This window comes from Streptomyces sp. WAC 06738 (genome assembly GCF_003945505.1).
Classification (GTDB): domain Bacteria; phylum Actinomycetota; class Actinomycetes; order Streptomycetales; family Streptomycetaceae; genus Streptomyces.
Map to the genome: position 1 here is coordinate 7,812,485 of NZ_CP029618.1, position 13,843 is coordinate 7,826,327.

General features: G+C 75.2%; 1 protein-coding gene. It reads left to right on the forward strand.

All coding sequences use genetic code 11. The features are described 5' to 3' along the window. Window positions 1-24: 24 nt before the first annotated feature. Window positions 25-13,833 carry a non-ribosomal peptide synthetase gene (locus tag DMB38_RS33855; protein WP_125938384.1) on the forward strand — a complete coding sequence of 4,603 codons (13,809 nt, stop codon included), beginning with the start codon at window positions 25-27 and terminating at the stop codon, window positions 13,831-13,833. The last annotated feature ends 10 nt before the right edge of the window (window positions 13,834-13,843 follow it).

Below are 13,843 nucleotides of genomic sequence, written 5' to 3' on the forward strand. Positions count from 1 at the left end.
TCCGCCGTGAGGAGAGACAGAGCGATGACCCGATCCGCCGTCGAGGACGTGTGGCCGCTGTCGCCGCTGCAGGAGGGCCTGCTGTTCCACGCCGCCTTCGATGAGGAGGGCCCCGACGTCTACCAGGGCCAGCGGCTGCTGGAGCTGGTAGGCCCCGTGGACCCGGAGCGGCTGCGGGCGTCGTGGGAGGCGCTGCTTCAGCGGCACGCCGCGCTGCGCGCGAGCTTCCGGCGGCGTAAGTCGGGCGAGGCGGTGCAGGTGATCGCGCGGGACGTGACGCTGCCCTGGGAGGTGGCCGACGTCTCCGACCGGCCGGAGGCGGACGCGCTCGCCGAGGCCGGGCGGCTGGCGGCCCGCGCGCGGGCGGAGCGGTTCGACCCGGCCGCCGCGCCGCTGCTGCGGCTGCTTCTCGTCCGGCTCGGCGCCGAGCGCCACCGGCTGGTCGTCACCAGCCACCACGTGCTCATGGACGGCTGGTCGATGCCGGTGCTGCTCGGCGAGCTGTCCGCGGTGTACGCGGCGGGCGGTGACGCGCGCGGGCTGCCTCCGGTCACGTCGTACCGCGAGTACCTGGCGTGGCTGCGGCGGCAGGACAAGGACGCCGCGCGGGCCGCCTGGCGCACGGAGCTGGCGGGGGCCGACGAGCCGACCCTCGTCGCACCCGCCGACCCCGGCCGGCTGCCCGTGGCTCCGGAGAGCCTCATCGCCGAGATCCCGCAGGAGCTGTACGTGGGCCTGGTCGCGCTGGCGCGCACCCGCGGGCTGACGCTCAACACCGTCGTGCAGGGCGCGTGGGCGATGGTGCTGGCGCGGCTCGCGGGGCGTACGGATGTGGTGTTCGGCGCCACCGCATCCGGCCGGCCGCCGGAGCTGCCGGGCGTCGAGTCGATGGTCGGCCTGTTCATCAACACCCTGCCGGTGCGCGTCCGTCTCGACGGCGCGCAGCCGGTGGCCGACATGCTCGCCGCCCTCCAGGACCGGCAGTCCGCGCTCGTCGCACACCAGCATCTGGGCCTGCCCGAGGTGCAGCGGATTTCCGGATCCGGCGGTGTCTTCGACACGATCGTCGTCTACGAGAACTACCCCCTGCCGCCTGACGGGGCCCCCGACCCCGGCATGTTCGCCCTGCGCATGGCCGGCGGCCAGGAGGCGGCGCACTACCCGCTGACGCTCGTCGCCGCCCCCGGCGAGCAGATGAGCTTCAAGCTCGACTACCGCCCGGACCTGTTCGACCGCGCTGCGGCACGGACCGTCTTCGAGCGGCTGGTGCGGGTGCTGGAGCAGATCGCCGCGGATCCGGCGGCGCCCGTGGGCCGGATCGACATGATCGCCGCCGCGGACCGGGCGCGCGTGGTGGGGGAGTGGAACGCCACGGGGGCGCCGCTGCCCGCGGCCTCCGTGCCGGAGCTGTTCGCCGCCCACGCCGTACGGTCGCCGGACGCGCCCGCCGTGACCGACGGTCCGCGGACCTTGTCGTACGGGGAACTGGACGCCGCCTCCGCGCGGTTGGCGGCGCATCTGACGGCCGCCGGGGTGCGCCGTGGGGACCGGGTCGCGGTCGTCATGGAGCGGTCGGCGGACCTGCCGGTGGTGCTGCTCGGCGTGTGGAAGGCAGGCGCCGCCTATGTGCCGGTGGACCCCGGCTATCCCGCGGAGCGGGTCGCGTTCCTGCTGGCAGACTCCGCCCCCGCGGCCGTGGTGTGCACCCGGGAGACGCGGGCGGCGGTGCCCGGTGACGCCGCCGCGGTGCTCGTCGTCCTCGACGACCCGCCGACGGCGGCCGCCCTCGCCGACCGCCCCTCCGCCGCCCCCGTGCCCGTGGGCGCCGCCGACGTGGCATACGTGATGTACACCTCCGGCTCGACGGGGACGCCCAAGGGTGTGGCCGTGCCGCACTGCGCCGTCGCGGTGCTGGCCGGCGAGAGCGGCTGGGAGGCGGGTCCGGGCGAGGCGGTGCTGATGCACGCGCCGCACGCGTTCGACATCTCGCTGTACGAAGTGTGGGTGCCCCTCGCCGCGGGCGGCCGGGTCGTGATCGCCGAGCCGGGCGTGGTGGACGCGGAACGGGTGCGCCGGGCCGTGGCCGGTGCGGGCGTGAGCAGACTGCACGTCACCGCCGGGCTGTTCCGGGTGCTCGCCGAGGAGTCCCCGGAGTGCTTCACCGGCCTGCGCGAAGTGCTCACCGGCGGCGACGTGGTGTCGGCCGCGGCGGTCGCGCGCGTCCGCGAGGCGTGCCCCGGCCTCTCCGTACGGCATCTGTACGGGCCCACGGAGATCACGCTCTGCGCGACGTGGCACGCCCTGCGCCCCGGCGACACGGCGGGCGCCGTGCTGCCCATCGGCCGGCCGATGGCCAACAGGCGGGTGTACGTGCTGGACGCGTTCCTGCAGCCGGTGCCCCCGGGCGTCGTCGGCGAGCTGTACGTCGCCGGGCCCGGCCTCGCCCGCGGCTACCTGGGGCGCGCGGCCCTGACCGCCGAGCGGTTCGTGCCCTGCCCGTTCGACCCGGGCGGGCGGATGTACCGCACCGGGGACCTCGCGCGCTGGACGGACGAAGGACTGCTGCACTTCGCGGGCCGCGCCGACGAGCAGGTGAAGATCCGCGGCTACCGGGTGGAGCTGGGCGAGGTCGAGTCCGTCCTCGCCGTCCACGAGGACGTCGCGCAGGCGGTGGTCGTCGCGCGCGAGGACCGTCCTGGTGAGAAGCGGCTCATCGGCTACGTCGTACCGGACGGCCGGCCCGTCGAGGCGGAGCAACTGCGCGGGCACGTCGCCGCCGTACTGCCGGAGTACATGGTCCCGGCCGCGGTGGTGGTCCTGGACGAGCTGCCGCTGACGGTCAACGGCAAGGTCGACTGGGCGGCGCTGCCCGCCCCCGGCTTCGCCGGGCGCGCGACCGGCCGGGCGCCCGCGGGCGCGGCGGAGGAGGCGCTGTGCGCGCTGTTCGCCGAGGTGCTGGGGCTGGAGCGGGTCGGCGCGGACGACGACTTCTTCGCGCTGGGCGGTGACTCCATCACCTCGATGCAGCTCGCCTCCCGCGCCCGGCGCGCGGGGTGCGTGCTGACGCCGCGGCAGGTCTTCGAGGAGAAGACCCCCGAGCGCCTCGCCCTGGTCGCAGGATCTGCACGGCGCCGGTCCGCCATACGGGACGACGGCGTGGGCGACGTGCCGTGGACGCCGGTCATGCGGCGGCTCGGCGTACGGGCCGCCGCGCCCGGGTTCGCGCAGTGGACGGTCGCGGGTGCACCGGCGGGCCTGGGGCTCGCGGCGCTGACCGGCGGGCTGGGCGCGGTGCTCGACGCGCACGACATGCTCAGGGCCCGTACCGACCTGGCCGACGCGGCGCACCCGCGGCTGACGGTCGGCAAGCGCGGCTCGGTCGACCCGGCCGCCCTCGTGACCCGTATCGACGCGTCGGACGCGGACGACCTCGACGACACCGAAGGCGGCGGTCTCGACGCGCTCGTGGAGCGCGAAGCCCGCGCCGCGGCCGGGCGGCTCGATCCGGCGGCCGGGATCATGGTCCAGGTTGTCTGGCTGGATGCGGGGCCCGCCCGGATCGGGCGGATCGTGCTCGTGATCCATCACCTGGTCGTCGATGGGGTGTCGTGGCGGATTCTGCTGCCGGATCTGCGGGCCGCGTGCGAGGCGGCGGGGGAGGGGCGGAAGCCGGAGCTGGAGCCGGTGGGGACGTCGTTCCGGCGCTGGTCGCGGGAGCTGACGGCGCAGGCCGGGCAGCCGGAGCGGACGGCGGAGGCCGCCGCTTGGGCCGCGCTGCTCGGCGCGCCCGAGCCGCCGCTCGGCACACGCGCGCTCGACCCGGCGCGCGACACCGCGGCGACCCTGCGCTCACGCACCTGGACCGTGCCCGCCGGACAGGCCCAGACGCTGACGGGCCACACGCCGGTCGCCTTCCACACCGGCGTCCACGAGGTGCTGCTCGCCACGCTGGCGGGGGCGGTCGCGGGGTGGCGGCCGGGCGCGTACGGCGAAGTGCTCGTGGACATCGAGGGGCACGGGCGCGAACCGGTCGGGGACGCCGATCTGGCGCGTACGGTGGGCTGGTTCACCAGCGCCCGGCCCGTGCGGGCTTCGGTCTCGGGCATCGATCTCGACGGCGTACGGGCCGGCGGCGCGGCGGCGGGCGCGCTGCTGAAGGCCGTGAAGGAGCAGGCGCGCGCCGTCCCCGGGGACGGCCTGGGCTACGAACTGCTGCGCTACCTCAACTCCGGGACGGCAGAGGCGATGGCGGCGCTGCCGCAGCCGCAGATCGGCTTCAACTACCTCGGCCGCTTCGCGGCAGGGGGTCCCTCGGGACCGGTCGGCGCCTGGCAACTCGCCGGCGACACCGCAGTCGGCGGCTCCGCCGACCCCGGCCTGCCCCTGGCCCACGCCCTGGAGGCGAGTGCCACGGTCCGCGACACGGCGGCCGGGCCCGAACTGACCATCACCCTCTCGTGGGCGGGCGGGCTGCTGGCCGACGCGGACGCCGAACGCCTGGGCGCCGCCTGGCTGGAGCTGCTCGCCGGCCTCGCCGCGCACACCGAGGACCCGGCGGCCGGCGGGCACACCCCCTCCGACTTCCCGCTCCTCACCCTCACCCAGGAGGCCGTCGAGGAACTCGAAGCGGCCGTGCCCGCGCCCGCGGACATCTGGCCGCTGTCACCCCTCCAGGAAGGCATGCTCTTCCACGCCACCTACGACGACGACAGTCCCGACGTCTACAAGAGCCAGCGCGTCCTGGCCCTCGACGGGCCCCTGGACACCCGGCGGCTGCGCGCCGCCTGGGAGACCGTCCTCGCCCGCCACACCGCGCTGCGCGCGAGCTTCCACCGGCTCGCCGCGTCGGGGGAGGCGGTGCAGGTCGTCGAGCGCGACGTGCCGCTGCCCTGGCGAAGTGTGGACCTGTCGGGGACCGACACCGGCGTGGTGTCGGAAGAGGTGGCACGGCTGGCGGCGGAGGAACTGCGACAGCCGATGGACCTGGGGCGGGCGCCGCTGCTGCGGTTCCTGCTGATCCGCCTCGGCGACCGCGCGCACCGCATGGTCATCACCAGCCACCACATCCTGGCCGACGGCTGGTCGATGCCGGTCGTCTTCAACGAGGTCTCCGAGGTGTACGCGGCCGGGGGCACCGACCCAGGTCGCACACCCGCCGCCTCGTACGGCGACTACCTGGCCTGGCTGGGCCGGCAGGACAAGGAGGCGGCGCGGGAGGCGTGGCGGGCGGAGCTGGCGGGAGTGGACGAGCCGACGCTGGTCGTGCCCACCGACCCGGGACGCGAACCCGTCGTGCCGGAGGAGTGCCTTGTCGGGCTCACGGACGAGACGACGGCTGCCCTGGGCGCGTGGGCGCGTGAGCGGGGGCTGACGGTCAACACGGTGGTGCAGGGGGCGTGGGCCTTGGTGCTGGCGCGGCTGGCGCGCCGTTCGGACGTGGTGTTCGGCGCGACGGTGGCGGGTCGTCCGGCGGAGTTGCCGGGTGTCGAGGCGATGGTGGGTCTCTTCATCAACACGTTGCCGGTGCGGGTGCGGTTGGACGGCGGGCAGCGGGTGGTGGATCTGCTGGCGGACGTGCAGCGGCGGCAGTCGGCCCTGATGGGCCACCAGCACCTCGGCCTCCAGGAGATCCAGGAACTTACGGGGCCCGGCGCCACCTTCGACACGATGCTGATGTTCGAGAACTACCCGCGGAACGACCTGGAGCTTCCCGGTACCGGACCCGCGGACGACACCATCCGCATCACCCAGGTACGCAGCATGGCGGGCACACACTACCCGCTGGCCATCGGTGTGGTACCGGCGGACCGGCTGCACGTGCGGGTGACGTATCGCCCGGATCTGTTCGGGGCGGACGAGGCGGAGGGGCTGGCGCGGCGGTTGGTGCGGGTGCTGGAGCGGGTGGTGGCGGACCCGGAGGTGCGGGTCGGGGACGTGGACGTACTGGACGCTCGCGAGCGCGCGGCGGTGGTGTCGGGGTGGAACGCCACGGAGTTGGCGGTGCCGTCGGGTTCGGTGCTGGACCGGTTCGAGGCGCGGGCGCGGCGGGTCCCGGAGACGGTTGCTGTGCGGTGCGGGGCGGAGGAGTTGTCGTACGGGGAGTTGGATGCGTGGGCGAATCGGCTGGCGCGGTATTTGCGGCGGCTCGGGGTGGGCCGGGAGTCGCGGGTGGGGCTGTGTCTGCCGCGCGGGGTCGGGATGGTCGCCGGGGTGCTCGCGGTGTGGAAGGCCGGGGGCGCGTACGTGCCGCTCGACCCCGCCTATCCGGCGGAGCGGCTGGCGTTCATGGCCTCCGACAGCGGGGCGCAGGTGGTGCTGAGCACGGGAGAGCTGGCGCCCGAGGGTGCGGTGCGGCTGGATGAGGCCGCGGGGGAGGTTGAGGCCGAGTCGGCAGAGCCGTTGGGCACGACGCTGCGGCCAGGACAGCTCGCATACGTGATCTATACCTCCGGATCGACGGGTCGCCCGAAGGGCGTGGCGGTTCCGCATGAGGGCCCGGCGAATCTCGCCGAGGCGATGCGTCCGGTCCTGGGGATGGCGGAGGACGTGACGGCGCTGCAGTTCGCGTCGTTCAGCTTCGACGCCGCCGTCTTGGATGTCGCGGTCACCCTGGCGGCGGGCGGCACGCTGGCGATCGCGTCGAGCGAGGAGCGCGAAGAGCCAGCGGCATTGGCGGAGATGATCCGTAGCGGAGATGTGTCGGTGGCGAGTGTGGTGCCGTCCCTCATGAGCGTCCTCGACCCGGCCGCGGTCACGGGCGTGCGGAACTGGGTGCTGGGCGCCGAACTGCTCACCGCCGACCTGGCGTCCCGCTGGACCGGCCAGGCGCGGGTGTGGAACACGTATGGCCCGACTGAGGCCACCGTCATCACCACCGCCACCCCACTGGACGCGGACATCGAGCCGCACGACGCGCCTCCGCCCATCGGGCGCCCGATCGGCAACGCCCGCACCTACGTGCTGGACGACTTCCTCCGGCCCGTACCCCCAGGTGTCGTGGGCGAGTTGTACATCGCGGGTCCCGGCTTGGCTCGCGGCTATATCGGCCGCGGCGGGCTGACCGCCGAACGCTTCGTCGCCTGCCCCTTCGAGCCCGGTGCGCGCATGTACCGTTCAGGTGACCTGGCCCGGTGGTCCGACGACGGGCTGCTGCACTTCGCGGGTCGCGCCGATGAGCAGGTCAAGATCCGAGGGTTCCGTATCGAGCCCGGTGAGATCGAAGCTGTTCTCACCGCTCATCCCGACGTGTCGCACTCCGCGGTTGTCGTACGCGAAGACCGCCCCGGCGACAAGCGCCTCGTGGCCTACGTGGTCGGCGGTGTCGACACCGACGCCGTAAGGGAGTTCACCGCCACCCGGCTGCCCGAACACATGATCCCCGCGGCCGTCGTCGTGCTCGACGCGCTGCCCCTCACCCCCAACGGCAAGACCGACCGCGCCGCGCTCCCCGCGCCCGACCTCGCGGAGCGGGCGAGCGGTCGCGCGCCTGTAGGTGCGACCGAGGAGACGCTGTGCGCCCTCTTCGCCGACGTCCTGTCGCTCCAGCGGGTCGGCGCGGACGACGACTTCTTCGCTCTCGGCGGTGACTCCATCACCTCCATGCAACTCGCCTCCCGCGCCCGCAGTGAAGGGCTCGTGCTCACCCCGCGGCAGGTCTTCGAGCAGCGGACCCCCGAACGGCTCGCCGCCGTCGCCGGTGCCCCCCGGACCGCTCTCCCCGCACCCGCCCGCGCCCGGGACACCGGCGAGGTGCCGTGGACGCCGGCGATGCGGGCGCAGGGCGTACGGGCGGCGGACGCCGACTTCGCTCAGTGGATGGTCGTCGGCGCACCCGCGTCTCTCACCCGCCCCGTGCTGACCGGCGGCCTCGCTGCCCTGCTCGACACGCACGCCATGCTCCGGGCCCGCGCCGATGTCTCGGATCCGGCGAACCCCCGCCTGGTCGTCCCGGAACGCGGCACTGTCGACCCGGTCCGGCTCGTCACCCGTATCGACGCCGCCGGCACCACCGACCTCGACGCGCTCGCCGCCCGCGAAGCCCGTGCCGCCGTCGCGCGACTCGCCCCCGCCGACGGGGCGATGGTGCACGTCGTCTGGCTGGATGCCGGTCCGTCGCGGGTCGGACGGCTGGTCCTGGTTTTTCATCACCTCGTGGTGGACGGCATGTCCTGGCGCATTCTCCTCCCCGACCTTCAATCCGCATGCACCGCGCTAGCCGACAACCGGCAGCCCGCCCTCGACCCCGTCCCCACCCCCTTCCGGCACTGGGCACACGCACTCGTCACCCAGGCCGCGAGCAGGCACCGCACCGACGAACTCCAGCCCTGGACCGACCTCCTCGCCACCCCCGAACCACCCCTCGGCCACCGCCCCCTCGACCCCGCCACCGACACCGCCGCGACTCAGCGCCGCCGGGAGTGGACCGTGCCCGCCGCCCAGGCCGCCCTCGTCGCCGGGCGGGTCCCGGCCGCGTTCCACACCGGGGTGCACGAAGTGCTGCTGGCGACCCTCGCCGGGGCCGTCGTCCACTGGCGCCCCGACACGACGGACCACGGCGTGCTCGTCGACATCGAAGGGCACGGCCGGGAGTCGGAAGGGGACGTGGATCTGTCGCGCACGGTGGGCTGGTTCACCAGCTCCCACCCGGTGCGCGTCGACGCCTCCGGCGTACGCCTCGACGACGCCCTTGCCGGAGGCGCCACCGCCGGCAGCCTGCTGAAGTCCGTGAAGGAGCAGGTCCGGGCGATCCCCGGCGACGGCCTCGGGCACGACCTGCTGCGGCATCTCAACCCCGAGACCGCCGATGCCATGGCCACCCTGCCGCGCCCGCAGATCGGCTTCAACTACCTCGGCCGCTTCCCCGCCCCCGCGCCGGCTTCGTCCGTACGCGCCTGGCAGCCCGCCGGCGACACCGCCCTCGGCGGCTCCGTCGCCCCCGACATGCCGGTGGCGCACGCGCTGGAGGCCGGGGCCGTCGTCCAGGACGGGCCCGACGGACCGGAGTTGACACTGACGCTCTCCTGGGCGAGCGGGCTGCTGGACGACGCGGACGCCGACCGCCTGGGCGCCACCTGGCTGCGCATGATCGCCGGTCTCGCCACCCACGCCGCGCACCCGGCCGCGGGCGGGCACACCCCCTCCGACTTCCCGCTCCTCGCCCTCACGCAGGACGCCGTGGCGGAACTGGAGACGGCCGTGCCCGCGCTGGCGGACGTGTGGCCGCTGTCGCCGCTCCAGCAAGGGCTGCTGTTCCACGCCGACTTCGACGATGCGGGACCTGACGTCTACGAGGGCCGCCGCGCCCTCGCGCTCGACGGCCCGCTGGACGCCGACCGGCTCCGCGCCGCCTGGACGACGGTCCTCGACCGGCACCCCATCCTCCGCGCGAGCTTCCACCGGCTCGCGTCGGGCGAAGCGGTGCAGGTCATCGCCCGCGACGTGCCGCTGCCCTGGCGCGAAGCCGATCTCTCCGGACTCGACGAGGCCGACGCGGCGCGCGAGCTGCGGCGGCTGACGGAGGAGGACCGGGCCGAGCGGTTCGACCTCACCACCGCGCCGCCGCTGCGGTTCCTGCTGGTGCGTCTCGGCGAGGACCGGCACCAGCTCCTGGTCGGCAACCACCACATCGTCATGGACGGCTGGTCGCTGCCCCTGCTGATCGGCGAGGTCTCCGCCGCGTACGCCGCGGCGGGCGACGGGAGCCGGTTGCCGGCCGTCGCCTCGTACGCCGACTACCTCGGGTGGCTCGCCCGCCAGGACGAGGACGCGGCGCGGGAGGCGTGGCGCGCGGAGCTGGCCGGGGCCGACGAACCGACGCTCGTCGTGCCGGCGGAGTCGGTGCGGGCGCCGGTGCTGCCGGAGCGGGTGCGCTACGAGTTCGGCGCGGAGCTGTCGGCGGGCGTGGCGGAGCTGGCCCGGGCGCACGGGGTGACCGTGAACACCGTGGTGCAGGGCGCGTGGGCGCTGGTGCTGGCGCGGCTCGCGGGCCGGGACGACGTGGTGTTCGGCGCCACCGCCGCGGGCCGTCCGCCCGAGCTGCCGGGCGTGGAGTCGATCATCGGGCTGTTTCTCAACACCCTGCCGGTGCGCGTCCGGCTCGACGGCGCGCAGCCGGTGGCCGACATGCTGGCCGGGCTTCAGGAGCGGCAGGTGGCGCTCATGGCGCACCAGCACATCGGGCTCCAGGAGGTGCAGAAGGCGGCGGGCCCGGGCGGTACGTTCGACACGCTCGTGGTCTTCGAGAACTACCCGGCACCGCCCGCCGGTCCGCCCGACCCCGAGGCGCTGACCATCCGCCCCGCAGGCGTCACCGAGGACACCGGCCACTACCCGCTGACGCTGATCGCCGTCCCCGGCGAGCGCATCCAGGGCGACTTCATCTACCGCCCCGACGTCTTCGACCGCGACCGCGCGGAGGACATCCTCGCCTCCTTCGAGCACGTGCTGGCGCAACTGGTGGCCGACCCCGCCGCTCCCGTAGGGCGCGTGGCCGCCGTGACGGAGGCGAGCCGCGCGCTGGTGACCGGTGAGTGGAACCGCACCGCGGCCCCGCTCCCGGCCGCACCACTGCCCGAGCTGTTCTCCGCTCAGGTGGGGCGGTCGCCGGAGGCGGTGGCGCTGGTGGCCGGCGGGGAGTCGCTGTCGTACGGGGAGCTGGGGGATCGTGCGGGGAGGCTGGGCCGGTATCTCGCGGCGGCCGGCGTGGGGCCTGAGGTTCGGGTGGCGGTGGTGGTGGAGCGGTCGGTGGTGCTGGTCGAGGCGTTGCTTGCGGTGTCGTTGGCCGGGGGTGTGTTCGTGCCGGTGGATCCCGGCTATCCGGCCGAGCGGCTGGCGTTCGTGCTGGGGGATGCCGGTCCGGTGGTGGTCTTGTGCACGGCGGCGACGCGGGACGTGCTGCCGGAGAACGTGCGGCCGGTGGTGCTGGATGATCCGGCGGTGGCGGCCGAGGTGGCCGCGTATCCGGGTGGGGTGCTGCGGGCGGAGGAGCGGCGGGGTCCGCTGACGGCCGATCATGCCGCGTACGTCATCTACACCTCCGGCTCCACCGGCACCCCCAAGGGTGTCGTCGCCTCCCACCGCGGCCTGGGCAATCTGGCCCGCGCACAGATCGACCGCTTCGCGGTCGGCCCGCGGTCCCGGGTCCTGCAGTTCGCGTCGGTGAGCTTCGACGCCGCCGTCTCCGAGCTGTGCATGGCGCTGCTGTCGGGTGCGGCGCTCGTCGTCCCCGCGGCCGGTGGACTGCCGCCGCACGTCTCCCTCGGCGACGCCCTCCGCGCCGCCGGTGCCACCCACGTGACGGTCCCGCCGAGCGTGCCCGCCGTCGCCGACGAGCTGCCGGACACCCTCGAAACCCTCGTCGTCGCCGGTGAGGCGTGCCCGCCCGGGCTGGTCGACCGCTGGTCTGCGGGGCGGCGGATGGTCAACGCGTACGGCCCCACCGAGGTCACCGTCTGCGCCACGATGAGCGCACCGCTGACGCCCGGCACCGACCCCGTGCCCATCGGCGCCCCGATGGCGAACGTCCGCGCGTACGTCCTCGACGCCTTCCTGCAGCCGGTCGCGCCCGGTGTCACCGGCGAGCTGTACGTCGCCGGGCCCGGCCTGGCCCGCGGCTACCGCGGCCGTCCCGGGCCGACCGCGGAGCGGTTCGTGGCCTGCCCGTTCACGCCCGGCGAGCGGATGTACCGCACCGGCGACCTGGCGCGCTGGACGGGCGGGGGCGAACTGGTCTTCGCCGGCCGCGCCGACGAGCAGGTCAAGGTGCGCGGCCACCGCATCGAGCCGGGCGAGATCGAAGCCGCGCTCGGCGCGCACCCGGACGTCGCCCAGGCCGTGGTCGCCGCCCGGCAGGACCGTCCCGGCGAGAGCAGGCTCGTCGCGTACGTCGTCCCCTCGGGACCGTACGACGACGGTGAACTGCCGTCCGTGCTGCGCGAGTACGTGCGGGAGCGGCTGCCGGAGTACATGGTGCCGGCCGCCGTCGTGCCGCTGGAGCGGATGCCGCTCACCACGCACGGCAAGGTGGACCGCGGGGCGCTGCCCGCCCCCGACTTCGCCGGGCTGGTCTCCGACCGCGAGCCGAGTACGGCGGCGGAGGCGGCGCTGTGCGCGCTGTTCGCCGAGGTGCTGGCGCTGGAGCGGGTCGGGCCCGACGACAGCTTCTTCGCGCTGGGCGGCGACTCCATCACGTCGATGCAGCTCGCCTCCCGCGCCCGGCGCGCGGGGTACGTGCTGACGCCGCGGCAGGTCTTCGAGGAGAAGACTCCCGAGCGGCTGGCGCTGGTCGTGCAGGCGGCGGACGGTGCGGCGGCGGTGGCGGACGTGGGCACCGGGGAGGTGCCGTGGACCCCGGTCATGCGGCGGCTCGGTGAGGGCGTCGCGGGCGGGCGGTTCGCGCAGTGGACCGTCGTCGGCTCCCCCGCGGACCTCACGGCGGACGTGCTGGCCACAGGGCTCGGGGCGCTGCTCGACACGCACGACATGCTCCGGGCCCGCACCGACCTGTCCGACGCGGCGGCTCCCCGGCTCGTCGTCGCCGAGCGCGGTACGTACGACGCGGCGGGACGGGTGACCCGTATCGACGCCGCGGGCGTGCCCGACGACGGTCTCGACGAGGCGGCGAGCGGCGTGGCCCGCGAGGCGGTCGCGCGGCTGGACCCGGCGGCGGGCGTGATGGTGCAGGCGGTCTGGCTGGACGCCGGCCCCGGCCGGGTCGGGCGGGTGGTACTCGCCGTGCACCACCTGGTGGTCGACGGGGTGTCCTGGCGGATCCTGCTGCCCGACCTCCGGGCCGCGTGCGAGGCCGCCGCCGCGGGGGAGGAGCCCGTGCTCGACCCGGTCCCGGTGTCGTTCCGCCGCTGGGCCCGCACCCTCGTGGCCGAGGCCGCGAGCGAGCGGCGGCGGGCGGAGCTGGCGCAGTGGACGGCGCTGCTCGGGGAGCCCGAGCCGCCGCTGGGCCACCGGCCGCTCGACCCGGCGGTCGACACCGCCCCCACGCTGCGCAACCGCTCCTGGACCGTGCCCGCGGACCAGGCCGCCACGCTCGCCGGCCGTACGCCGGGGGTGTTCCACTGCGGCGTCCACGAGGTGCTGCTCGCCACGCTCGCCGGGGCGGTCGCGGGGTGGCGGCCGGGCGCGTACGACGGCGTGCTCGTGGACATCGAGGGGCACGGCCGCGAGCCGGTCGGCGGCCTCGATCTCACGCGGACGGTGGGCTGGTTCACCGGCGTGCACCCGCTGCGGCTGCGGATCTCGGGCATCGACCTCGACGGCGTACGGGCCGGGGGCGCCGCGGCCGGCGAGCTGCTGAAGTCCGTCAAGGAACAGGCGCAGGAGATCCCCGGCGACGGCCTCGGCCACGAGCTGCTGCGCCACCTCAACCCCGAGACGGCGGAGGCGATGGCGGCGCTGCCGCAGCCGCAGATCGGCTTCAACTACCTCGGCCGCTTCCCCGCCGCCGGCCCCGCGGGTCCCGTACGCGCCTGGCAGCCGGCCGGCGAGACCGCGGTCGGCGGCTCCGCCGCCGCCGGCATGCCCGTGGCGCACGCGCTGGAGGCGGGCGCCGTCGTGCAGGACGGGCCGGCGGGCCCGGCGCTGACGGTGACCCTGTCGTGGGCCGGCGGGCTGCTTGCCGACGCGGACGCCGAACGCCTCGGCGCCGCCTGGCTGGAGCTGCTGGCCGGGCTCGCCGCGCACACCGAGGACCCGGACGCCGGCGGGCATACGCCCTCCGACTTCCCCCTGCTCGACCTCGCCCAGAACCAGATCGAAGAGCTCGAAGCGGCGTTCGCCGACGAGCAGTCCCAGCCGGGCCGACCGGCGCGAAGCCGTTGATGAGGAGAGT

Excerpts from the sequence above, each read along its gene's own strand:
- DMB38_RS33855 (WP_125938384.1), top strand. The coding sequence starts at position 25 with ATGACCCGATCCGCCGTCGAGGACGTGTGGCCGCTGTCGCCGCTGCAG.